The following is a 24,078-nucleotide window of genomic DNA, read 5'->3' as shown; positions in this document are numbered from 1 at the left end:
CCGTATACACTCAGCCCATTTTTCTTCCAGGATTTTTCTTTCCTTTTCATCTGTACATTTTTTTAATTTCTCGCATATTTCATATTCTTCTTTTGACGGTTGCATCATCATTTTCTTTCCCTCCATCAAAATGTCTCCAGCTGCCACATTTCCTGCAAACCAGGGTAATGGATTTTCTGCCTTTATCCAAAACAGTTATTTCTATATCCCTGCTGCCACATCGTGGACAGGGCCGGATTTCTCCTGTTTCAGCGTAAGCGACAGCATTGTCCAGCCAGGGGATATTTTTCCTTTTCCTCATTTTTTCTTTTTCCAATCCAAAAATCTGCAAAACATATAAATAACATACAAGCCCCAGATGATATAACTCAACGTGTCAATCTTGTGAGTGGATCCCAGTACACAAATTGTCATAAGGATATCAGTGGTTTTCAGTTTCATGCAGGATTCCTCTTTTTCATTTTATACAAAGGAGGCCGGGACGGGCTCCCCTCTCCACTCTTCACTTTTCCCTCTTCACCCGTGCCACTACGCCCCGTTCGGTGACCAGAACCACCTTGGCATGGGCTTTTTTCCCGATTTTGTCGTAGATCCGTCCGGCGCTGCAGGTGTCCCCCAGCACAGTGTGGGTACTGTTGGCCACGTATCCCACTTTCCCGATCCCCGGGATCTCCGCCCGGATGGCTTCTTTATCGTATTCGTTGTCCGGTTCCTTCCGCAGCACCAGTTCCATTTTCCGATGGAACACCTCATACCCCAGATAATGATTGCAGCCGGTAATGGTAATGAAAATCTTTTTCATAGAACTCCCACCTTTCCTTTTCTTACTTCCATTATAAGAAAGTATGTGGGTAAAATGGGGGACAGAATACACGAAAAAGGACTTCCCTTTCGGGAAGTCCTCTCAAATTCTCTGGCAGGAGTACTAGGATTCGAACCCAGATCGACGGTTTTGGAGACCGTTGCTCTACCATTGAACTATACTCCTATGGAGCGGAAAACGAGATTCGAACTCGCGACCCCCACCTTGGCAAGGTGATGCTCTACCACTGAGCTACTTCCGCATTGGCGACCCAGGACGGACTCGAACCGACGATCTCCGCCGTGACAGGGCGGCATTCTAACCAACTGAACTACTGGGCCGTTGTCGCTTTGCTTTCCAGCGCCGCTGACTTGTTTAGTATACGATAGAAAGGGATTTTTGTCAACAGGTTTTTGGAAAAACCTGTCAGCAGAGGCAGCAGCCTCCTACTCTCTCAGCTCTGCTTCAAACCGTTCCTGGACTTTCTTCACCACCTGGTTGATGATGTCGTTGATTTCCTTGTCCTGGAGGGTCCGGGTAAGATCCTGGAAGGTCAGGCTGAAGGCCACGCTCTTGCAGCCGTTCTTCACCTGCTTGCCGCTGTACACGTCGAACAGCCGCACATCCTTCAGCAGCGGGCCGGCCTGGGTGCGGATTTCCGCCATCAGGTCAACGGCGCTGACGGTCTGGGGCACCACCACGGCAATATCCCGGCTGGTGCTGGGGAACTGGGGAATATGGGTGAACTGGGGAATCCGTTCCGCCCCCTCCACGAAGCTGCTCAGATCCAGTTCCAGCACGAAGGTTTCCGCGCTGAGGCCGAACCGGTCCTGCACCTGGGGATGGAGGGCCCCCATGAAGCCTACGGCCTTCCCGTCATGGAGCACGGTGCAGCTCTTGCCGGGATGGAGGAACTTCTCTTCCGGCTTGGCGTAAGTCACGCCGCTGGCCTGGAGCACTTCCAGCACCAGTTCCAGGTCCCCTTTCAGGTCGAAGAAGTCCACCGCGTCCTTGCTTTCGGTCCAGTTCAGTTCATTCCGTTTCCCGGCCAGCACCACACACAGACGGGTCTTTTCCGCAGGCTGTTCTGTCAGGGGCAGAGCCTTGGGCAGGAACACCCGGCCCACTTCGAACAGGGCCACCCGGTCGTTCTGCCGGGCCAGGTTGTAGGCGGCGGTATTCAGCAGGCTGGGCACCAGAGTGGTGCGCATGGTGCGGAAATCGTCGCTGATGGGGTTGATGATCTGGATGGCCTGCCGGCGGCTGTCGTCGGCGCCCAGTCCCAGTTTGTCAAAGTCCCCGGCGTTGATGAAGGTGTAGGTCATCACTTCGTCCAGACCCGCATCCGCCAGGCAGTTCCGTACCTTGTCCTTCACGTCCTCGATGGGAGCCTGGCCGCCCCGGGCCATATCCAGCTGGGGCAGGGTGGACGGGATCTTGTCGTAGCCGTACATCCGGGCCACTTCTTCGGACAGGTCCGCATCGCAAGTGCAGTCGTTCCGCCAGGTGGGCACGGTGACCAGCCAGCTGCCGTCGGCCTGGGGTTCCACATCGAACCGGAGCCCTTCCAGGATGGAACGCATCTCTGCATCGGTAATTTCTTCCGTGCCGATCCGCCGGCGCAGGGCTTCCGGCAGGGCCTTGATCTTCACCGGTTCCTGGGGTACCGGGTAGTCTTCCACCACACCGGCTACGGCCTTGCAGGCCCCCATTTCTTCCAGCAGGTGCACAGCCCGGTTCAGGGCATCGTGGTCCCGGATGGTATCCACCCCCCGTTCGAACCGCTGGGAAGCTTCACTGCGCAGGCCCAGGTCCTTGGAGGTGTGCCGGATGCTGGGGCCGTAGAAGGTGGCGGATTCCAGCATCACGTTCACGGTCTTGCCGGTGACTTCCGTAGCCAGGCCGCCCATGACACCGGCCAGACCAATGGCTTTTTCCGGGTCGGCGATGACGATCATGTTGGGATTCAGGTCCCGTTTCTGGCCGTCCAGGGTCACCAGGGTCTCCCCTTCCTGGGCCCGGCGGACGATCCAGGTATGGTCCGCCACCGTGTCATAGTCGTAGGCATGCATGGGCTGGCCCAGTTCCATCATCACATAGTTGGTCACGTCCACCACGTTGTTGATGGGACGGATGTTCACAGCCCGGAGCAATTTCTGCATCCATTCAGGAGATTCCGTCACCTGGATGTCCTTCACCATCCGCATGGCGAACCGGGTGCACAGGTCTTTGCACTGGATTTCCACCTTGGCACAGTCGGCTGCGCTGCCGGCCGCTTCGTCCCGGGTGGCCAGTTTGGGCAGACGCAGGCTCTGTCCCAGCACCGCGGCAGTTTCCCGGGCCAGGCCCAGCATGTTGAAGCAGTCGCTGCGGTTGGCGGTCAGGTCGATATCCAGCACCACATCATCCAGCCCCAGCAGTTCCTTCACGTCCACCCCGATGGGAGTGTTTTCCGGCAGGATGAAGATCCCGTCCCGCTGTTCCGGCAGCAGCAGTTTGGCATCGATGCCCAGTTCCCCGGCGCTGCACAGCATGCCGTTGGAATCCAGGCCCCGCATCTTGGCGGCCTTCAGGGTCATGCCGCCGGGCAGATGGGAGCCCACCACGGCCACCGGTACCATATCCCCCTGATGCACGTTCTGGGCCCCGGTGAGGATCTGGACCAGTTCCCCCTGCCCCAGGTCCATCTGGCAGATCCACAGATGGTCAGAATTGGGATGCCGTTCGATCTGGGCCACCTTCCCGGTGATGACCCCTTCCAGGCCTTCGCCCAGATGGATCACCTGTTCCACTTCCAGGCCCACCCGGGTCAGTTTGTCCGCCAGCACTTCCGGCGTTACGGGAATATCCACATATTGTTTCAACCAATTAATAGAAGCTAACATTGTCCTTTGCCTCCCACTCAGAATTGACGGATGAACCGCAGGTCATTTTCGAAGAACAGACGGAGATCGTCGATGCCGTACCGCAGCATGGCAATCCGTTCCACGCCCATCCCGAAGGCAAAGCCCTTCATTTTGTCCGGATCGTAGCCGCTCATCCGCAGCACGTTGGGATGCACCATCCCGGCCCCCAGGATTTCCAGCCAGCCGGAGTTCTTGCACACCCGGCAGCCCTTGCCCCCGCACATGACGCAGCTGATATCCACTTCGCAGGAGGGTTCCGTAAAGGGGAAGAAGCTGGGCCGCAGCCGGATCTTTACGCTGTCCCCGAACATTTCCTTGCAGAACAGTTCCAGGGTCCCTTTCAGGTCCGCCAGGGAAATGTCCTTGTCCACCACCAGCCCTTCCACCTGATGGAACATGGGGGAATGAGTGGCGTCATAGTCGTTCCGGTACACGGTGCCCGGGCAGATCATCCGGATGGGGCTGTTGGGTTCCCGGCTCTGCATGGTGCGGGCCTGTACCCCGGAAGTCTGGGTCCGGAGCAGGATATCGTCAGTGATGTAGAAGGTGTCCTGCATGTCCCGGGCCGGATGGTCCTTGGGCAGGTTCAGGGCTTCAAAGTTGAAGTAGTCCGTTTCGATTTCCGGTCCTTCCACCACTTCGAATCCCATGCGCATGAAGACTTTCTTGATGTCCCGGAGGGTCTGGGTCACCGGATGGAGATGACCCAGGGCCGGTTTCCGTCCCGGCAGGGTAAAGTCCAGGGTTTCACTGGCCAGTTTTTCTTCCATCTGATGGGCTTCCAGCAGCTTCATCTGTTCGTTGATCCGCTGTTCCACCTTGGCCCGGACTTCGTTGACCATTTTGCCGATTTTCGGCCGTTCTTCCGCTGCCACGTCTCCCAGGCTCCGGAGAATGGAGGTCAGGGCCCCCTTCTTGCCCAGGTACTGGACCCGGATGTTCTTCAGATCTTCCACACTTTTGACTTCGCTCAGATCCTTCTGGATCTTCTCCCGCAGTTCCTGCAGTTTGTCACTCATGTTCACGCCTCCTAAAAAAATAGAACCTCCGTCCCCACAAGGGGCGAAGGTTCGCGGTACCACCCTATTTTTTCACTCATCTGGCCGATAACGCTGCCGGCGCCGGGCCTACTCCGTTCAGTCCGGTTGCTCCCAGGTGAACTTCCCCATTTCTTTCCGTGCGGGGCTCCCACCTGCTCCCCACTCTCTGTGACCTCCGGAAATGCGTACTCTCCTGTTCATGGCAAGGTATGGAATTGAATGGAACCATTATAGCACAGTTGAAGGAAGGGGGCAAGGGCTGTATAATAGTAGATACATTGCCACGAATCGGAGGAAAAATCATGGAACAACTGGAATCCATTGTAAAATCCATCCGGGAGAACCTGACCGGGAACTCCCAGAAAGACATCAAATACCTGCAGGGGTGCATGGAACTGTACCGGGACCACCCTCTCCACCGGGAAATCGCCCGGTTCTGCAGCCAGCTGCTGTACAAGCTGATGCCGGAGGAAAGCCGCCAGCATTTTGCAGACATGTTCAGCCAGGCTTTCGACAAATTCCGGGCTCATCTGGAAGAAGCCCGGAAGCTGACCGCTGCCCGGGATTTTGACAAGGCCCGGGAGCTGCTGGCCCCCCATATCCAGGAAGCGGAACATTCCGCCCTGTTCCAGCCGGATTCGGAAGTGGAATTCCGGTCCTTTGCAGAGCCCATGGAAATGGTGCTGTTCCAGCAGTTTTACCAGCCGAAAAAGAACGTCCAGCAGGCCCCCTTCCCCTTCCACCTGCTGTATCTGGTCCAGGGGGAACTGGAACTGGCCCAGGGGAACCTGAAAAACGCCCGGAAGGCCCTGGAAAAAGGGCTCCGGTGGGATCCGGCCAGCGCCCCGGTGCGGGCGGCCTATCTGGCGGTGCTGAAGGATGAGGCCGACTGGGAAAGCTTCGGCCGGGTGAACCGGGAAGCGTTCCGTGAGGCCTTCCGTCCTGCTGACCTGGCCCGGTGCTACCGGAACCAGGGAGCCCTGCTGCTCCATAAGGAAGACTGGCAGGGAGCCCGGTACGCCTATCTCATGAGCCTGAACTTCCAGGATTCGGAAGAAGCCAAAAAACAGCTCCAGACCCTGGCGGAAAACCAGAAGCTGGACGGGAAACCGGCCACCCGGGAAGAACTGGCCGCCTTCGCCCAGAAGGAAGCCATCCCCCTGGGCCCCAATCCGGAAGTCCTCCGGCTGGCCGCCGGAGGAGCCCAGGCCTGTCACAAAGCCGGCCGGGAAAAAGAAGCGGAATACTACCTGGGCCTGATCCGGCCCTTCCTGACGGAAAAGGATATGGAAGAGCTGAAGAAAAAGTTGGGATATTAAAAAAAGGTGCCTCCGGGCACCTTTTTTTGTCAATGGTCACTGGATCGTCCAGAGACCAGTGACCATTGACAGCCCGTTACCCCATCCTGATGATCCTCTGCCCTTCCATCATCCGGGAGAACCGGTGGGAGATGCTGAGGACGCTGCGGCCCTGGGCGGCCCTTTCCAGGGCTTTCAGTACCTTTTCTTCCGTCTGGCTGTCCAGGTTGGCAGTGATTTCGTCCAAGAGCAGCAGCCGGGGTTCTTTGGCAACGGCCCGGGCAATGTTCAGCAGCTGGAGTTCTCCCTGGGAGAACAGCCCGTCCGCCATGGGGGTGTCCTTCCCCTGGGGCAGCCGGTCCACCGCCTCCTGCAGGCCCACCAGTTCCAGGGCCCGGTCCGTCTGGTCCGCAGTCACCGATCCATCTCCCAGGGTCACCTGGTCCCCTACGGTACCGGGCACCGGAGAAAATTCCTGTTCCACACAGCCGTACAGGCTCCGTTTCTCCTCTTCCGGCAGGCTCCCGGCCCGGTATCCCATCAGGGCCACCGTCCCCTGCTGGGGGCCGTACAGCCCCAGGAGCAGCTTGAACAGGGTGCTTTTGCCGCAGCCGCTGGGCCCCATAAGGATCACCTGTTCCCCCGGCTCCAGGCTGCAGGAAAAGTCCTTCAAAATGGGTCGGGCCGGATCATACCCGAAGGTCACATGGGAAAAAGCCACTGCCTTGTCCCGGATTCCTTCCGGCAAAGGGTCCCGGCTCACAGAAGTCCGCTCCTCTTCATCCAGGAATTCCCCGATATGCTGGATCCCGGCCATGGCGCTCTGGATGCTCTGGATTTCCATGCCGATGCTCTCCAGGGGCCCGAAGATTTTCCCCACATAAGCGATCACCGCCACGGCGGACCCTACGGAAAGGCCGAAGAGATCCGCCCAGCCAGGGCCCAGGGCCGCCCCCACCATGATCACCGCCACCACTGCCGCCTGGGTCACCAGGATAATGGGAGAATAGATCCCGTCGAACACATTGGCCCGGTTGATGGCCCGGAAGCTGTCGGTGATCAGGGTATCGTACCGGTCTTCCATATACTGTTCCTTCCCCAGGGAATGGATGGTCCGGATGTTCCGGATGGTTTCCGGCACATGGCTGTTCACCCGTCCGATGGCCCGGCGGTTTTCCCGCTGGGCGGCCAGGGTCCCTTTCTGGAAGTGCCGGGTGAGCCCAAACAGCAGAGGCAGCAGCAGGCATAGGATCCAGAACAGCCCCTGGCTCCGGCTCCACAGGATCCACAGAATCCCCAGCAGCTTGCAGGCATCCGCCAGCATCCCCACGATCCCGTCAGAATACAGGGCATCGATGGTGTCCCCGTCGTTGACAAAAATGGACGTGGTCTGGCCGCTGGGATGGCCGGTGAAGTACCGGGCCGGCAGCCGGTCCAGTTTGGCGCACAGGGTGGACCGGAGACCGTGGGTCACCTTCTGTCCGAACAGGGTAATGGCCCCGTTCTGGGCGGTTTCGCAGCAGTCCGACAGCACCGTAAGACCGATGTACAAAAGGCCCAGCTGCCAGGGAATCCCCCGTCCTTCCGTCAGGCTGTTCACCGCCCGTTCCAGCACCAGGGGCGGCAAAAGGGAGGTGAACACAGAAAGGACCACCAGCACCGCCACCAGGGCTCCGGACCGGGGATGGGCCCGGAGGGTTCCCTTGACACTTTCCCAAACAGGATTCTTCCTATTCATCCAGATCCACCCCTTCCTGATGAAGCTTTACCAGCCGGGCATAGCCGAGCTCCTGCTCCATGAGCTTTGCATGGGTCCCGAAGACCCCCCGTCCCCCTTCCAGGAACAGGACCCCGGTAAATTCCGGGAAATGGGTGAGCCGATGGGAAATCAAAAGGATCACCCGGTCCGGGAAAGCCCGGCGGATGTTCTCCAGGATCTTTGTTTCCCCTTTCCGGTCCACTGCCGCAAAAGGATCGTCCAGCACCAGCACCGACCGGGCATGGGCCAGGGTCCGGGCCAGGGCGATCCGGGCCTGCTGCCCGCCGGAAAGCCGGGTGCCTTCGCTGCCCACCGGAGTATCCACTCCCTGGGGCATGGCCGCCACCTCTTCTGCCAGATTGGTCATGGCCAGGTATTTTTCCACATCCACCGGGTCTCCCAGGGCAATGTTCTCCCCAATGGAAGTGCTGAGGAGCTCCGGATCGTGGCCCAGATAGGAAACAAGGCTCCGGCGCCGTTCCCGGTCTAGGGTATGGAAATCTTCCCCATGGCACAGCAGGGTCCCGGTCCAGGGCACTTCATCCAGGAACACCTTCCCCAGAAGGCTCTTTCCGCAGGCCACCGGTCCCGTAATGCCGATAATGTCCCCGGGATGAGCGGCAAAAGAAATCCCGGAAAGGCCTTCCTCCTGGCCCGGATAATGGCAGGCCAGGTCCCGGACTTCCAGATCCGCCGGTTCCACCGGTCCCAATGGCTGTTCTTCCCCTTCCGGAGCCGCCTGCTGGAGCAGGGGCTTGATCCGCTGCCAGGAAACCTGGGCCTTCTGGACCGCATTGAACAGTTTGGCCGCATGGCTGGTCTTTACCGCCAGTTTGGTAAAGCAGGCCAAAAAGGTGGTGAAACTGGCAATGTTCCACAGCTCCCACCCGGTGCCCTGGACATTTTTCGCCCCGAACCAGAAGATCATCCCGGTGCCTGCCATGGCAATGGCATCGTACAAAGGCCCCAGGGCCCCTTCAAAGATGTTGGCCCGGGCGCTGGCCTTTTCGTAGGCGGTCAGCTGGTTTTCGTAGGCGGCATCCCGGTTCTGTTCCTGACCGTAGATCCGGTAGGTCAGGGCATGGCTCACCCGGTCCAGGGTCAGGGTGTTCAGCCGGGCTTCCGTGGCCTTGTAGACACCGTTGGCCTGGGCCACCTGTTTTTTCAGCCGGTTGGCGATCCAGTAGGCCGCCGGGGTAAAGCTGCAGGCCAGCAGGGTCAGCCGCCAGTCGTAGGCAAGCAGCAGGCTCAGGTACACCACCATCACCACCCCGGTGTCGAACACTTCCGTGGTGAATTTCCGCATCCCTTCCGCACAGGCATCCACGTCCCCCATGGCCTTGGTCATCAGGTTCCCCAGGTTTTCCTGCTGGAGCTGCCGGGCTTCCAGGCGCACCAGGCTGTGGTACAGGGTATGGCGCATGGTCCGGCTCACCCGGTTGGAAAACAGCCGCACACTGTAACGCTTCCCGGCCCGGGACAACTGGACCAGGAAGATCACCCCCACATACAAAGCTGCCAGACGGATCATGTCCCCGGCAGTGGCTTTGCCCTGGAAAATGTCGTAGAGGCACTGGGCCAGCTGGCCTTCAAAATAGGGCCCCGCCCCCATGCCCAGGTTGTACAGGATGCCGGTGACCGTCACCACCAGCAGGACGGCCTTTTCCTGTCCAAAATAGGAAAGGATCCGATCCGGCCGCTCCACCTCCCGGATTCTGCCTTCAAACATAAAAAAACCGCCCCCCAGTGCTGTCGTTGTATCTTTATAGTATACAGCACTGGAAGGCGGGGAAAGATAAACTTTTTGAAAAGGAAGGAAAACCCTCAGGCGTTTTCAACTCTTCACTCTTTACTCTTTACTCTTCACTCTGCACTATCTCTTCCTCACCGGCATCTTCTTATAGATCTCCTGGAGCCGTTCCAGGGCTGCTTCCAGTACCTCCGGGTCAAAGTGGTAATCCGGGGGCACCAGGGGCACGTAAATGGGGGCTGTTTTCGCACCCCTTTCTACTCCGCCTGATGCACGTGGATCTCCCGGATCACGCCCTGCCTTACCTTGAAGGCCAGGGTGGTGGTTTTGTTGGCATGGTATTCATAGATGGTTTCGTCCAGCCGGTCGTGGTTCTTCTGGTTGTCCTCTTCCGGAATCTTGGGAGATTCATACTTTTTGGTCCAGACGGCGTCCGCCTGGCCGTACACATCGTTCAGCACCGTTTCCGCCATCCCTGGCCGGACCCCGTCCACTGTGGCATCTTCCCGGTTGGTGGTTTTGATGTCCATGAGCAGATAGGGCATTTCCGGGCTGAAATGCACCAAAAGCAGCGTACGGGAAGGATAGGAATATTCCATGGTCCCCCGGCCGTATTTCACCGACTGGGGCGCCCCCAGCACCTCCTCCACCTGGCTCTGGGAAATGCCGGTACGCACCCCCGCCACCCCGGCCTGGCTTGGGTAGATGGAACAGCTGATGGTAATGGCTCCCAGATTGGACATGATCTCCGGTTCCCGGGCCAGGGCCGTTCCCCCAACCGCCAGAGAAAGCAGCAAACACCCGGCCAAAAGCCCCCGGGTGATCCGTCGTTTTTTCAGCACCATGGTTAAACACCTCCTGAAATGTGGTTCATCGTTTATCGTTCATCGTTGTGGATACCAGATGCTGACGCATCTGCTTTTGAACGTAAAAACCGGCGGCCGGGATGGGCTCGCCTCCGGCAAGCTCCTACGCCGTCGCTGTCGGGCGGACGATAACAATGGGCGCCAGCCCGAGTGTATATCCGCCCTTTTCAAGGGCGGGGGACCAGCCGCAAGGCTGGTGGTGGGTTAGCAGCCCTTTAGGGCTGCGTTTCCCTTCAGAAGCATCTGCCAGAGGCAGATGGTCTCCTTTGGCGTGAGACGAAAGACGCTGAGCCTGAGACTGAAAAGCGGATTTGCCGCTTTTCATCCTACTCCCTCCCATCCAACCTCTTCAGCTGCAGAGTAACGATATTGCCGAAATCACACTGGTCGGCCACCAGGTCGCAGGCCACATGCCGCTTCCCTTCCGGATCCATTTCATCGATGAACTTCAGAGCATCCCCTTCACTCTTCCATTCCCCGTCAATGGCCACCGGCCCCAGGAGACAGGCGGTGAACACAATAGTCCCCTGGTTGTCCTCGTCCCCCTCCTGGTAAATGACCTGATCCAACGGCTGCGCCTGAGGGTCCAGCTTTTTCAGCACCCCATCGAGCCCCGCCAGGGCCTTGTCGATTTTTTCCATAAAAGGCCGTGCCGCCTCCGGACTCATCCGGAACTCATAAAAATCCGGTCCCTGGCAGAAATTCACGTACCCATAAACCGCCGTCTCCACCGTACCAAAATCCATATCCTCCGCAAGAACAAAGCTCATGATCCCTACCTCCTTTTCTTTTCCTGGTTCCAGTATACCAAAAGAGGTGGGAAATTTTGGGGACAGAATGTCGTTCATCGTTTCGGATGCCAGATGCTCACGCATCTGCCTTTGAACATTAAAACCGGCGGCCGGGACGGGCTCGCCTCTGGCAAGCCCCTACGCCGTCGCTGTCGGACGGCCGTGAACAACGGGGTTCTCCGATATCCCCGTCCAACTGACCGTACAAACAACATCCCGACCCCAACGCCGTAGGGGCGGGCCCCAGGCCCGCCCTTCCGTGGCCTGGGGGGCTTTTCGCTCTTTTCCGGATTCCTCCAGCCTTTTTAAGTATAACAAAATTATCTGATTTTTCAACATAAAAAAAAGGGGGCTGCTGCGCATGCGACAGCCCCCTTCATATTGTGTAAAACCGGCGGCCGGGATGGGCTTGCCTCCGGCGATCCCCTACGCAGTCGCTGATGAGCGGCCGTGAACAACGGGGTTCTCCGATTGTGAGGCCGCTATGGCATCGCAATGGGTCGTCCGGCCCAGCCGTCCTTCACTCTGCACTCTGCACTCCTCCCTCTGCACTGGTTCCCTGTCGCCCAAAATATGATAAAATGAATTTATGATATGGTGTCCATGATGATGATCTGCCTGGGACAGCCGGACAGCAGGCAGGAGGATATTATCCACCTGCTCAGCGTCCTTCTGTCCACAGAAATGGACCCGGATGTGAAGAAAGATATCCTGGAGCGGGAATACAATATTCCCATGACCGTTGAAATGAAAAAGGAGGCGGAGACCATGTGCGGTATCGGACACGCCATTGCTAGAAAAAACCTGGAAAAGGGAATGGAACAAGGCCTGGTGAAAGGTCTTGAGAAAGGGCGCCTGGAAGGAAAACAGGAAGGCCGTCAGGAAGAACGGGAATCCAACATTGTTGCCATGCTGAAGGAAAAGATTCCCATGGAAACCATTTCCCGGATCACCCATTACTCCCTGGATCAGATCCAGAAACTGGGAAAGTTGCATGGATTGCTGTAGGTTGGAAAACGCCTTGGGCGTTTTCCTTCCCAATGATAAGGCCGCCGGATTTTCCGGCGGCCTTTTGGTTCATCGTTGGTCGTTGATCGTTCATCGTTTCGGATACCAGATGCTGACGCATCTGCCTTTGAACGTGAAACCCGCAGGCCGGGACGGACTCCCCTGCGGGCAGCCCCTACCACGTTGAGGTCAGAGATGCAACAGAAAATCAGAGAAACGGGGTTGTCAAAAAATCCGTTCCTGTGACCGTTCTATCCAACATTCGACCCCAACGCCGTAGGGGCGGGCCGCAGGCCCGCCCTTCCCGGCCTGCGGTTTTTATACGTTCCCAGGAACCCGCCCGGCGGGTTCCCACCTTCCGCTAGAGACTAGAGACTAGTGACTGTCAGCTCATGACCATCTGCCCCCGGCAGATGGTCTCCATCGGCGTGAGACGGAAAAGCGGCGGGCCGCTTTTCCCCTGTGAAGTCAGTTGAGCCCTCTTCTTACACATCTGTTCTTAAATGTGTATTTCCTCTGGTGGGTAAAACCTTCTCTACCCTGATCTGTTCCAACAGCATCCTGGAAACATTCAGCCGATATACAATGATAAAATGGCCTCCCGGTTTCCGGTTGGTCCAGGTAGGCACTGCAAAGGTGCCATCATTCTGATAATGAAGTTTCTTGAAACCTATGAACACTTTTTTTCCTATTTGACCATTGGGCCGCAGATACCAAAGCTGCTGGAGCTGTCCGTTCCGTATGAAATATGTCTCTGCTCCAAAGCCTCCCCCTCCTGATTCTCTCTGAGTCAGGACCAAAATATCCGGCTGTCTCCTGATTCCTTTTGCTACATAAAACCCATTCCGACTGGGATCAACTGGATTCACGATGATCGGCCGGTTATGATGCAATTCCACAGGCTGCCGCAGTGCCATCTCCTTGCTTCCCAGGCGTGCCATATACAAAGAATAATTCCCTTTATAATTTTGTTCCTGCTCATTTTTAGTCCAAAAATATTTTCCCCCTAAAAACTCCTCATTTTCTCCTACTACATAAATTCGATAAGAACCTCCATCCGTCCCCTTCATCAAAAAAGTTTCCCTGGCTCTTTCTGCGGCCTGACGCTGAGACAGGTAAGAAGGTGCTGCCGCAAGAGCCGCTGGCAGGAGAAAAGAACAGGAAAGCAGAACAGCAGCAAAAGTTTTGAAAAATGCCATATCAATTCCTCCCAAAGTAAACTACTAACATAAATATCGACTCTCCTTCTAAAAAAACGGACCCTCTCTCCAGAAGGTCCGTTTTCTTTACGCCAAACGTCTCCCGCCCCACGCAATAGGGCGCTGACCATACGGCCGACCCGTTTCACCGGGGCTTCGATGAAAGCCGGACTTTTATCCCGCCTTTACTGCTCAATCAGCTTCTGCAGCTTCTCCACGTACATCGTCCTGATTGCGTTCAACAAATGTCCCCAGTACTTCAACCCGATATCCGGATGAGTCTTCCGGTATTCTTTTATATGGCTGTTTTTCTTCAAGGCGTCCTGGTTCACCTGTTTGTCGTGGGGATCTTTTCCTGCATCGTAGGTTTCCATGAAGAATTCCAGGGCTTCCGGATCCACGCACCATTCCTGGGCGAAGCTGTCGATGATGGCCTTTGCTTTGGCCCGCACCCTATCATTCATTACATCCACGAAGCTTTGGTTCACAAAGGCTGCCGGATTGTCCCGGTATTCCTGCCAGATTTCTTCCAGGATCTGGGCTCTGGCCGGATTGGTTTTCCGGAACCGTTCGATTTCTTCGGCGATTTCCTGGAAAATCTTCTGGTTTTTGGCACTGTCCGCAATCATCAGGGCCGATTCATCAGGCCGGGTGGCCTCCATCAGTTTCAGGATGTAGTCTTCATCGATCTGGTCCCGATGCCAGCAGCGCAGTTGGTAGTTGACAACGATGTTGGTCTCTTCGTCCCCATCATCATCCTGATCCTTCTTCAGTTCTTCTTTTACATTGTTGAACTTGCCGCTGTACCCTTCGATGATTTCTTCACAGATCTGATAATCCCGTTCCAGGTCCCGGTCCTGGAATTCAGAATACACCTGGATATCCCCATAGGCATCGTCAAAATCCCGGAAGGCCTTCAAAAAGGCGATTTTCTGCTTTTTCGTCAGCCCATCCACCGCTTCCGGGCTGGCAGCTGCCTGGCGGAGTTTCCCCAGAGCTTCCCGGAATTTCATTTCCGCTTCTTCCCAGGTGGGTGCCTGGACAAAGCTGCCGCCCCCGGCGGAATACAGGGTCATGGCCTCATCCACCGCCCGTTTGAAATGGGCCGGCACCTGGAAGGTGACGATCTGCCCGAACCGTTTCTGGCTGTCAAACAGCCGGTTGGTCCGGGAAAAGGCCTGGATGATCCCGTAGGACCGCATGGGCTTCCGGTCGATGAACAGGGTGGACAGACAAGGAGCATCGAACCCGGTAAGCAGCCGGTCCACCACGATCACCAGGTCCAGCTGGGCGTCCCGCACCTGGTACTGGGCCTTCTTCCGGGCCAGACGATCGTTGACATTGGCGTTGTAGGCGTTCAGCTGGTCCAGGCCGAACTGGGTACCGAACATCTCGTTGTAATCCTGCAGGGATTCCTTCATCCGGTCCTGATTCACCGTGCTGTTGTCCTCATTTTCCGTGACGGAATAGGTGATGGCCACTTTGGGGAAATCCGCCAGTTTCCGTTTGATGGAGCTGCTTACCTCCAGCCCCGGCACTTCTCCGGCCTTCACCTTCTGGAACAGCTGGTAATACCTCTGGGCCTGCTGGATGGAACTGGTGGTGAGAATGGCGGTGAAGCTGTTCCCCTTCCCCCGGTCCAGTCCCAACTTGCCGCTGGAACGGTTGATGATGAAATCCACCACCTGGCGCATGTGCCCTTCGTCCTCGTAGGCGGCATCCAGGATTTTCTCCCGGAGCAGGGCCTTTTCCAAGCTGAACCCGTCCTGGTCTTCTTCCCAGCCGGTTACATGGTTCTCCCGGGCCAGTTCTTCCATGTCGAAGGTGTTGTGGTATTCCACCTGGAACCCCAGCACAGCCCCGTCGTGGAGGGCTTCTTTGATGGTGTACCGGTGGAGGCACTTGCCGTACTGTTCCTGGGTGGTCTTGGGCAGGTTCCCGGCGCTGTTCTTGGCATCCTGTTCAAAAATCGGGGTGCCGGTGAACCCGTACCACAGGGGCCGGGTGAAATACTGGTCCAGCTGAGCCTGGGCTGCCGGGGATACCGCCCGGTGACATTCATCTACCACGAACACCAGCCGGAGCTTGTGGAGCTTTTCGTATTTGTCACACCCTTCCGGGTACCGCTTCATAACAATCTGGAGCTTCTGGATGGTGGTAACGATCACGTCCCCGCCTTTGGCCTGGAGCTTCCTGACCAGGTCCCCGGTGTTGTCCGTTTCGTTCACATCGATGGTGTCATACTGGGCATAGGCCTGGAAAGCCCCGGTGGTCTGGTTGTCCAGGTCCTTCCGGTCCACCACGAAGATCACCTTGTCCACACTGGGGATCTGGGTCAGGTAATGGGCCGTTTTGTAGGAAGTGAGGGTCTTGCCGCTCCCGGTGGTGTGCCAGATGAAACCGGACTGGGTGCCCCCATCCGTATAGGGATTCACGGCATTTTTCACCGCTTCGATGGCGTGGATCTGGTAGGGCCGGAGCAGGATGATGGCCTTCCGTTCGCTGTCCAGCACCGTATACTGGGACACCATCCGATGGGCCGCGGGAATGGATAATACCTCCCGGGCAAAGGACAGGTAGTCGGTCTGAGGCTGGTTCTTGTCATCCAGCCACAGGGACAGGAACTGGGGATTCAGGCTGCTTTCCGCAGCGGCCGCAATGTACCGGGTATCCGTCCCGTTGGATACCACGAACATCTGGAGGGTAGAAAAAAAATCCCGGAACACCCCTTCTTTCAGGTATTTCTTGATCTGGTTGAAGGCTTCCATATAGGGATGGGCCCGGTTCTTCAGCTCGATGTGGATCATGGGCAGCCCGTTGATGAGGAGGGTCACATCTCCCCGGCGGTTCCGATCCAGAGCCTCCCTCCGGGGGAACTGAATCTGGTGCACCGCTTCGTACACCGAAGAACCCCCGGCCACGTCCACCCGTTTGAACACCACCGGATGGATGGTGCCCAGGCTGGCGTCTTCCCGCTGGATGTCCACCCGGGCCACTCCGTTTTCGCCCAGCATCCATTTGGCCCCGTCGTAAAAGGTGGGGAAACGGAGCTGGTTCTGCACCTGGAGGAATTCTCCGTCGGTGAGGGGATGGGCGTCAAACAGCTCCTTGTTGTTGTTCACCAGGATCCGCCGGAAATTGTCCCACAGGTCCTGGATGGTGTGGAGGTCCTCCCGGAGGGTCCACTGGGACTGCTGTTCCGTCAGCTGCCGGAGCAGGTGCTGCTCCATGCTTTCTTCCGATTCATAGGAAGTCATACGGTTTCCCCCTTACACAAACAGATTTTGCAGCAGGAATTTTTTCACTGCCTGGAGCTGGGTGATTTTTTGTTGGTGACAAGTGAGAAGGTTGTCAAGATTATCAAAGAAATTACCAATTTTAATCATTTCTTGCTTTGACGGCTTTAAAATCGGCATTCTTTCAAAACTGTCCCGGGATATATAAAAAATTGTTGATCCCGCAGACTGAAGTCTCATATAATTTCTGGCCATATCAGAATGGAAGAAACTATACCAGTATTTAATTTCATCTTTTTCATTTGGGACAAGCCCAATAAATGTTTGATTTGTAACTAGATTTCGAGTAACTATTGCTACAACACCAAAAGTAGCACTTGTTGAAACTATCAATGAATTTTTGGGAATTATTTTTAGGTTCATTTCTTTTATAGTTTCTTCTGAAACATTTCTGCCAGATAAGGAACCATTTAAATATTTTCCCTCTATATCTTCAATTCTTGTCCATGGAATATTTCCTTTAAATGTCTTTGGTTTATCTCTCATCGGAACAATAAAATCTGAGAAACAGTCTTTTAATTTTTTTCTCTCCCATTCCCCCGTAAACCCCTTGAACCGGATTTTCGGGACCTTCTCCCCTTTGGCAGGGAACAGGTTCTGGAGGAAATAGGCTTTCAACTTTTTCAGCTGGTCCAGTTTCTGCTGGTGGAGGGTGAGAAATTTATCCAACTTCTCTAAACAACATCCAATTTTTTTCTGCTCTTCCAGAGAAGGCAACATCATTTTTACTTGCTGAAGTTTATCGTAATAGAAGTAAAGTCGCACACTCCCCTCTTGCAACTTTTCAACCCATTTTGGAAAATAATCTGATTTAATCCAATGCCATAAAAATTGGTCATCAATAGAATCCTCTGTCTGAAAGACTTCATAAAGAGAGCTGACAATTACATTTTTTGTTCCAGAATAATATCCGATTGATCCAACATTGATTCTGGCTGGGTTATATGCAAATGAATTTGGAGGAACAATATTATAAACAGTCCGGTCAACATTATTCATGTATCCAAACTCACCATGCGCTTCTTTCTGGGCTATAAAACCTTTGTCATTTGTAACTGCATAGACTTCTAAAGGTAAATCAGATTTGTTCTTTACCGCAACATTTTTTGTAAACTCGCTAAACTTCCGCTGTTCCCAATCGCCCGTAAACCCCTTGAACCGTACCGCCGGAACCTTCTTCATTTCTTTTTTCATCATCCCATCTCCTTACTGAAACAGGTGAAGCAGGTCCTGGAGGTCTTTGGCCTTTTTCGGGTCGTCGGTGGTCAGCTCTTCCATCATATCCGCCAGTTCTTTTTCTGCAGCCTGGATCTGGTGGTTGGTATCCGCCATTTCCCGGTTCACTTCTCCCAGATTGATTTCCGGTTCCGGTTCGGAGGTATCCACATACCGGGGGATGTTCAGGTTGAAGTCGTTTTCCTGGATTTCTTCAAAGGAGGCCACATGGGCGAATTTGTCCACGTCCTTCCGGTCCACATAAGCCTGGAACAGCTTCTGGATGTTGGCCTGGGTCAGGGTGTTCTTGGCTTTGCCTTTTTCAAATTCCTGGCTGCCGTCGATGAACAGCACATCCCGGCCGGGACGGGCTTTTTTCAGCACCATGATGATGGTGGGGATGCCGGTGGAATAGAAGATCCCGGCCGGGAGCCCGATTACGGCATAGATATTCCCTTTTTCCAGCAGTTTCTGCCGGATTTTCCCTTCGGCCGCTCCCCGGAACAGCACCCCGTGAGGCAGGACAATGCCCATGGTGCCGGTGGATTTCAGATGGTACAGGCCGTGGAGCAAAAAGGCATAGTCGGCCTTGGATTTGGGAGCCAGCACCCCGTAATCGGAAAACCGGGGGTCACTTTCGAACCCCTTGTCCGCACTCCAGTGCTGGGAATAGGGCGGGTTCATCATGACCCCGTCAAAATTCGTCACTTCATCACTGGGCCAATCCCGGTCCAGGGTGTCCGCATTCCGCAGATGCTGGTTGGTGGCAGCGATCCCGTGGATGATCATGTTCATCCGGGCCAAGTTGTAGGTGGAGGTTTTGATTTCCTGGCCGTAATAGGCAATGGAATCCACATCCTGGATATAGTGCCGCACATTCAGCAGCAGGGACCCGGACCCCATGGCCGGATCGTAGGCGCTGAAGCCCTTTTTGGCTTCCTGGCCCCAGGTCACAATGTGGGTCAGCAGCTGGGAAACCGATTGGGGGGTATAGAATTCTCCCGCCTTCTGGCCCATATCGGAGGCAAAAGTGCCGATCAGATATTCATAAGCATCCCCCAGCACATCCCCGCTGTGGCTGTCCAGGTTCAAGGGAGCCAGGGCCGTCATCACCTGGGCGATCATGTCATTCCGCTTTTGGGGGGTGGATCCCAGCTTGGTGGAATACAGGTCCACATCGTCGAACAGATGGCCCAACAGGTCCGGATTGGACTGTTCAATATCCCGGAAAGCCTGGTTCAGGTTTTCCAGCTGGAAGGTCTGCTTCCGGATGGCGTCCATCTGGGCGGCAAAGGTGAAATCCGGCTTGATTTTATAGTCCATATCCATGGAACTCAAGAGATCCTCATGGGCGTCTTCATCATCGTAATATTGCTTATAAACAGCCTGGCGCTGTTCTTCCGTGGCCACCTGTTCCGGGTCCACTTCACCGGCATCCACCAGCACATTCGCTGCTGCTTCCAGAGTCTTATCGGACAAATGTTTATAAAAAATAAGGCCCAGAGCATAGTTCATGTAAGAGGCTGCCCCCATGGTCTGGCGCATCACGTTGGCAGAATCCCACAGAACCTGTTCCAGGCTTTTTTCGTCAGTGCTCATCGTTGTGAATCTCCTTTAGGATAATTTGGCGTGCTTGCTTGTGATATTTTTATTGTATCACAGAATCAGAGCCTCTTTTTCGTTAAATTTATTATACCCCACCCCCTGTCCAAAAAGGCAGACAAAAAAACGTCAGACTGGCCCTTGGGGCCGCATCTGACGTCTTACAAGAGCCCTCTTCACTCTCCCCTCTTCATCTTCTCCAGTGCCTTCCGGTACCAGCCGTAAAGGGTGGACAGGGGGCACTGATGGATTTCCTGGAGCTTTTTCCAGGGTATTTGCTGGATGGCCGCTTGGCGGACCAGGAGCCGTTCCTTGGGGGTGAGCTGTCGGAAGGCTCGGAGGATTTCTTCCTTCCGGATTCCCCGAAGAAAATCTTCCTGGTAGCTGGATTCGCCTCCTTCCATCACCTGGACTTTTTCCTGGATTTTGTTCCAGCGCGCCTCTTTCCGGATGTAATGGGACAGCAGAAAGGTAAGATGAGTTTTCACAAATCCAGGGAATCTTCTGGCGTCTTCTCCCGGATATTTCACGATGGCTTCCAGGATTCCCAGCACCAGGGTACTTGCCAGATCCGGCCGCAGAGACAGGTTCTTTTCCTGGCCGGCCAGTTTCTTTACCAAAGGGCGAAAGGCTGTAACGATGGCCATTTGGGCTTTAGGATCCCCCTGTTTGGCTTGGGGCAGCAGAGCTGCCAGTTCTTCGTTTTCCATGAGGGCTCCTTTCTTCAGGCAAAAAGGCTGGTGTCCAGATCCCACTGTTCCGTTTTTTTCCGTTTTTCCGTTTCCTGGGGAATCCACCGTTCCAGGTTCCACCGCCGGTCCCTGCCTTTGGCTTCCAGGTCCAGGGTCATGCCGGCGATCCGGCTGATGAGACGGTTGATGGTCCGGCTTTCTTCTTTTCCAATCCGGCCTTTTGCGTCCAGGAGTTTGGCCTGGAGTTCCGGCAGGGAGAAATTGCTGGTAAAAATTGTCTGCCGCCTGGCGGTATACCGGGCATCGATCAAGAGGAACAGCTGCTCCAGCCCCCATTCGGTGACTTTGGCGGTGCCCAGATCGTCCAGGATCAGGCAGGGGACTTCCTGGTACCGGTCCATCCGCTGGTTCCAGTCCCCGGTAATGTTCCGCCGCAGCTGGTTCAAAAGGCCGGCGGTGGTCATGAACCGGACAGCTTTTCCCTGGAGGATCTTTTCTTTGGCGTACAGGGCCGCCAGCATGGTCTTCCCCACCCCGGAAGGCCCATGGAGATAAAAGCCCCGGTTTTCCTGGGGATCTGCGGCCATTTTCCGGATGGTTTCAACTGCTTTCCGGTTCCCCTCGTCCACCTGATATTCTGCAAAGGTGCTGGAACGGAACATTTCCGGCAGACCGGCCTGATCCAGCAGATGCTGTTTCCGCCATTCCCGCTTCTGGATGTTTTCATAGGGACAGGGATGCATGGCTTCCCGGACGGTACCGGCGTAATAGACCACCAAAGGCATGTAGCCGGGAGTGGGCTGAATACATTTTTTTCCTCTGCACTGCCGGCACAGTTCCTGGGCCTTCAGGGCACGCTGGATGTGGATTTCTGAATAGAGGTACTTGGATTCGGGCAGCCGGATTTCCGGTCCTACCAGATTCTGCACGGAGATGATTTTTCCTTCGGCGGGTTTGGCTTTGACGGGGTCTGTGTGTTTTTCCATGATAAGGCTCCTTTCTTCCATGTCCACGGACAGAGGATTGAAAGGTCAAAGTCCGGCTTTGACTTTTCTTTTTCATACTTTTTCTTGTTATTTTACTCTATTCTTCTTAGTCTTATTCGGTGGACAGCTGGTATACCAAATGGCCGCCAGCTGTTTTTTCACCCTCTCACACCTCTTCCACCCAGCTGCAATGGGGCCGGGCGAAGGATTCCTCCTCTCTTTCCCGGTCTGCCAGGGGCCAGCCTTCTGACAGGCTGCTGACAGCCGGACGTCGGGGCAACGGTCCGTCCTCCGTCCTGCCAACCGCAGGGCAAGGGGCAGCCGGAAGATTACACTCGCTGTTGAGAATATAGATTTTCTCCTTTGTCAGTGTAACCAACCTCTTTTCGGGAAGGACGCTTTCGTGGTGCCGATCAGGGCGGATGTAGTTGTGCTGGAACCAGTGTTTCACCAGTACCACCCCGGAAGCGAACCGGATCAGGTAGCCTTTTTCTTCCAGCACCTCCAGATATTCTTTCCGGGAATCCACCATCCGCACCAGGGTCAGTGGGTTGGAAATGAATCCATCGTCGTCGGCTTCCAGCATCAGCTGATAATACAGCAGCTGGATAGCGTTGTTCATGGCCAGGAATATGTCACTCATGACAATCTGGCGTTTGATCATACGGCGTTCAGCCATATTTTCCCATCTCCTTTTCTTTCGAAAAATTCTGTCTATATGAAATGCCAGGCATCCCATAGGGCCCCTGGCGGAGGACAGCCATCAGGACTGGTTCCTGCCTGTTCAATCGGTCTCCTGGTCTTCTGGCTGGAAGGTAAGGATCTCTTCGATCCGCAGATCGGTCACCTGGCTGATTACCTCCAGGGTCCTGAGGGAGGGCACATAGTTGGGGTTCCGCTCCTTCCCGATTTTTTTCATCCGGCTCAGGGTACGGATGGAAATCCCGCTGATATGGGAAAATTCTTTCATGGTCAGATCATTGTTTTCCATCCAGGTGAACAGTAAGCGGCATTGCGCCATGGGCATCATCTCCTTCTTTGATAAGTTTTTACTTATGTATACTATTATACAATGTAAATATTTTCTGTAAACACAAAGGACACAAGTGTCCTGTAAAGGAGAACCGGGCGGCACGGCTCCGCCGGCCGGGGGCCGATGGAGGCCAGATGGGACGCGTTTGCAGGTTCATCGTTTGTCGTTCATCGTGAGTCGTTATGGAAGGAACCCGTACCCGGGTTCCTTTGAATAAGGACGCAGCTGACGCTGCTAACCCACCACCAGCCTGTCGGCCGGTCCCCCGCCCTTGAAAAGGGCGGATATACGCTCGGAGCTCCGCCCCATGGCTTTACGGTGGGTGCCATGACGTAAACCCGCGTGCCCACTATCCTCCTCGTCGGGGTGGAATCATCGCCCGGGGCTCCGCCCCATTGCTTTTGTGACACGCGAGCTGTGCCCTAGTGTCACTATCCGCCCTTTTCAAGGGCGGGGGACCGTTGCGCTTGCGCAATGGTGGTGGGTTAGCAGCCCCCAGGGGCTGCGTTTCCCTTCAAAAGCATCTGCCCGCGGCAGATGGTCTCCTTCTGCGTGAGACGGAAAAGCGTCCCTGCCTCTTTTCCCAATTTCCTCCGAAAAAATCCTCCCTGCCGTCTCTTAACCAGTGTAAGGAGGCGGTGACATGGAAGCAATCAAACGGCAGGAGGTTCTGGAACTGGCCCGCAGGGCCCGTGGGCACATCCGGAAAATTTACCTGCACTGGACGGCTGGAACCTATGACCAGCTGTTCCCGGACTATCACCTTCTGGTCCGGGGGGACGGGAGCCTGGTAACCAGTACCCGGGACTGGACCCGGATCCTCCCCCATACCTGGAACCGGAATACCGGTGCCCTGGGCATTGCCCTGTGCTGTGCCAAAGATGCCATGCTCTACGCAGACGGCACCTTCGACCTGGGGGATTATCCCCCCACTCCCCTGCAGGTGGAAAGCACTTCCATCCTGCTGGCCACCCTGTCAGATGTCTGGAAACTCCCTCTGGAGCCTGCCCAGATCATGACCCATGCAGAGGCTGCCGACCTGGACGGTTACGGGCCAAGCATGGCCGGGACGCCCGCTTTTGAACGGTGGGATCTGTGGAAGCTGAAAGACTATGACGGAGTATGGCGCAGCGGCGGGGCGGTGCTCAGGGGCAAAGGACTGTATTATCAGTGGGTGAAGCGGAAAAAGCCGTGAGTCTTTTTCCGGTCCGCGGGCAGCGGCTGTTGTCACGTCTCAGTAGGAGGCCAGATGCTGGCGCATCTGCAGGTTCATCATTTGTCGTTCATCGTGAATTGTTATGGAAGGAACCCGTGCCCAGGTTCCTTTGAAAGAAAACGCAGCTAACGCTGCTAACCCACCACCAGCCTGTCGGCTGGTCCCCCGCCCTTGTAAAGGGCGGATAGTGGGTACGCGGGCTTACGCCCTGGCACCCACGTAAAGCAATGGACCATCAGGCCGCACACCTATATCAAGCAATGGGGCAAAGCCCCAAGCGTATATCCGCCCTTTACAAGGGCGGGGGACCGTTGCGCTTGCGCAATGGTGGTGGGTTAGCAGCCCCCAAGGGCTGCGTTTCCCTTCAAAAGCATCTGCCCCCGGCAGATGGTCTCCTTCTGCGTGGGACAGAAAAGCGGCCCTGCCCCTTTTTCACTCCCGCCCCCTTACACCCTGTGATGCAACCCGATTCTGACAATCCAAAGGAGGAATGAAAATGGCAATCCAAAAGAACCTCACCGCAGTGACCCTGCAGCTGGAAATCAGCAACGGGGTGGACAAAAATGACCAGCCCAAATTCAAGAACATCAGCTACGAAAAGCTGTCCACCGATGCCACC

General features: G+C 55.6%; 20 protein-coding genes, 3 tRNA genes and 1 other annotated feature. Of the genes, 4 read left to right on the top strand and 19 right to left on the bottom strand.

Annotated elements, in window-relative coordinates; translation table 11 throughout:
* Nucleotides 1–79 precede the first annotated feature (79 nt).
* The 7 genes from ACTQY1_RS09595 to pheS all read right to left on the bottom strand — a co-directional run bounded on the left by ACTQY1_RS09595 (nt 80) and on the right by pheS (nt 4,727).
* Entirely contained in the window at nt 80–316 is a 237-nt protein-coding gene (locus ACTQY1_RS09595; RefSeq protein ID WP_288174585.1) for a hypothetical protein, read from the bottom strand.
* Between the two features lie 186 nt (nt 317–502).
* Nucleotides 503–802, bottom strand: a complete 300-nt coding sequence (locus tag ACTQY1_RS09590; RefSeq protein ID WP_022487557.1) for an HIRAN domain-containing protein — start codon at nt 800–802, stop codon at nt 503–505.
* A 112-nt stretch (nt 803–914) separates the two neighbouring features.
* Nucleotides 915–988 (bottom strand) — tRNA-Trp (locus tag ACTQY1_RS09585).
* A gap of 1 nt (nt 989) precedes the next feature.
* Nucleotides 990–1,064, bottom strand: a tRNA-Gly gene (locus ACTQY1_RS09580).
* 2 nt (nt 1,065–1,066) lie between these two features.
* Nucleotides 1,067–1,143: transfer RNA gene (locus ACTQY1_RS09575), tRNA-Asp, on the bottom strand.
* A 105-nt stretch (nt 1,144–1,248) separates the two neighbouring features.
* Entirely contained in the window at nt 1,249–3,687 is a 2,439-nt protein-coding gene (gene pheT / locus ACTQY1_RS09570; protein WP_441368621.1) for a phenylalanine--tRNA ligase subunit beta, read from the bottom strand.
* A 17-nt stretch (nt 3,688–3,704) separates the two neighbouring features.
* Nucleotides 3,705–4,727, bottom strand: coding sequence for a phenylalanine--tRNA ligase subunit alpha (pheS, locus tag ACTQY1_RS09565; protein ID WP_303225959.1), 1,023 nt, complete (start codon nt 4,725–4,727; stop codon nt 3,705–3,707).
* Between the two features lie 36 nt (nt 4,728–4,763).
* Nucleotides 4,764–4,958, bottom strand: a binding site (T-box leader).
* Between the two features lie 92 nt (nt 4,959–5,050).
* On the opposite strand from pheS, the gene ACTQY1_RS09560 reads away from it, so the two are divergent.
* Nucleotides 5,051–6,067, top strand: a complete 1,017-nt coding sequence (locus ACTQY1_RS09560) for a hypothetical protein (protein ID WP_022487560.1) — start codon at nt 5,051–5,053, stop codon at nt 6,065–6,067.
* Between the two features lie 76 nt (nt 6,068–6,143).
* Here the strand turns inward: ACTQY1_RS09560 and ACTQY1_RS09555 are convergent, their stop codons facing one another.
* The 4 genes from ACTQY1_RS09555 to ACTQY1_RS09540 form a co-directional block, all read right to left on the bottom strand.
* On the bottom strand, nt 6,144–7,784 hold the full coding sequence (locus tag ACTQY1_RS09555; protein ID WP_441368620.1) for an ABC transporter ATP-binding protein: 1,641 nt from the start codon (nt 7,782–7,784) through the stop codon (nt 6,144–6,146).
* A complete protein-coding gene (locus ACTQY1_RS09550; protein ID WP_441368619.1) occupies nt 7,777–9,534 on the bottom strand; it encodes an ABC transporter ATP-binding protein in 1,758 nt (585 codons plus the stop codon). Before ACTQY1_RS09550 ends, ACTQY1_RS09555 begins: the two co-directional genes overlap by 8 nt.
* Before the next feature lie 278 nt (nt 9,535–9,812).
* Complete coding sequence (locus tag ACTQY1_RS09545; protein WP_441368618.1) at nt 9,813–10,400, bottom strand: hypothetical protein; 588 nt, start codon at nt 10,398–10,400, stop codon at nt 9,813–9,815.
* 347 nt (nt 10,401–10,747) lie between these two features.
* Nucleotides 10,748–11,191 (bottom strand): hypothetical protein, encoded by a 444-nt coding sequence (locus ACTQY1_RS09540; RefSeq protein WP_022488013.1) that lies wholly within the window; start codon nt 11,189–11,191, stop codon nt 10,748–10,750.
* 624 nt (nt 11,192–11,815) lie between these two features.
* Between ACTQY1_RS09540 and ACTQY1_RS09535 the strand changes: the two genes are divergently transcribed.
* Nucleotides 11,816–12,220 carry a hypothetical protein gene (locus ACTQY1_RS09535; RefSeq protein WP_441368617.1) on the top strand — a complete coding sequence of 135 codons (405 nt, stop codon included), beginning with the start codon at nt 11,816–11,818 and terminating at the stop codon, nt 12,218–12,220.
* A gap of 485 nt (nt 12,221–12,705) precedes the next feature.
* On the opposite strand, the gene ACTQY1_RS09530 is transcribed toward ACTQY1_RS09535, so the two are convergent.
* From ACTQY1_RS09530 to ACTQY1_RS09495, 8 genes are all read right to left on the bottom strand, one after another.
* The gene (locus tag ACTQY1_RS09530; protein ID WP_441368616.1) at nt 12,706–13,419 is read right to left on the bottom strand and encodes a hypothetical protein; all 714 of its coding nucleotides are present in this window, start codon (nt 13,417–13,419) and stop codon (nt 12,706–12,708) included.
* Between the two features lie 185 nt (nt 13,420–13,604).
* On the bottom strand, nt 13,605–16,676 hold the full coding sequence (locus ACTQY1_RS09525; protein ID WP_441368615.1) for a type I restriction endonuclease subunit R: 3,072 nt from the start codon (nt 16,674–16,676) through the stop codon (nt 13,605–13,607).
* A 12-nt stretch (nt 16,677–16,688) separates the two neighbouring features.
* Nucleotides 16,689–17,909 carry a restriction endonuclease subunit S gene (locus tag ACTQY1_RS09520; protein ID WP_441368614.1) on the bottom strand — a complete coding sequence of 407 codons (1,221 nt, stop codon included), beginning with the start codon at nt 17,907–17,909 and terminating at the stop codon, nt 16,689–16,691.
* Nucleotides 17,910–17,921: 12 nt separating this feature from the next.
* On the bottom strand, nt 17,922–19,529 hold the full coding sequence (locus ACTQY1_RS09515) for a type I restriction-modification system subunit M (RefSeq protein ID WP_441374126.1): 1,608 nt from the start codon (nt 19,527–19,529) through the stop codon (nt 17,922–17,924).
* A 179-nt stretch (nt 19,530–19,708) separates the two neighbouring features.
* Nucleotides 19,709–20,242 (bottom strand): sigma-70 family RNA polymerase sigma factor, encoded by a 534-nt coding sequence (locus tag ACTQY1_RS09510; protein WP_441368592.1) that lies wholly within the window; start codon nt 20,240–20,242, stop codon nt 19,709–19,711.
* 14 nt (nt 20,243–20,256) lie between these two features.
* Entirely contained in the window at nt 20,257–21,210 is a 954-nt protein-coding gene (locus ACTQY1_RS09505; RefSeq protein ID WP_441368591.1) for an ATP-binding protein, read from the bottom strand.
* Nucleotides 21,211–21,376: 166 nt separating this feature from the next.
* Nucleotides 21,377–21,889 carry a hypothetical protein gene (locus tag ACTQY1_RS09500; protein ID WP_154487226.1) on the bottom strand — a complete coding sequence of 171 codons (513 nt, stop codon included), beginning with the start codon at nt 21,887–21,889 and terminating at the stop codon, nt 21,377–21,379.
* A gap of 105 nt (nt 21,890–21,994) precedes the next feature.
* Nucleotides 21,995–22,231, bottom strand: coding sequence for a helix-turn-helix domain-containing protein (locus tag ACTQY1_RS09495; RefSeq protein WP_195839580.1), 237 nt, complete (start codon nt 22,229–22,231; stop codon nt 21,995–21,997).
* Nucleotides 22,232–22,886: 655 nt separating this feature from the next.
* Here ACTQY1_RS09495 and ACTQY1_RS09490 point away from each other — a divergent pair.
* Entirely contained in the window at nt 22,887–23,438 is a 552-nt protein-coding gene (locus ACTQY1_RS09490) for a peptidoglycan recognition protein family protein (RefSeq protein ID WP_154487230.1), read from the top strand.
* 511 nt (nt 23,439–23,949) lie between these two features.
* A partial coding sequence (locus ACTQY1_RS09485) for a DUF1659 domain-containing protein (RefSeq protein WP_441374129.1) occupies nt 23,950–24,078 on the top strand: 129 nt, incomplete at its 3' end.

It is taken from the genome of Acidaminococcus sp. HCP3S3_G9_1 (genome assembly GCF_052122455.1).
In the GTDB taxonomy this organism is placed as follows: Bacteria; Bacillota; Negativicutes; order Acidaminococcales; family Acidaminococcaceae; genus Acidaminococcus.
This window is presented reverse-complemented; position numbering and strand designations above follow the sequence as displayed.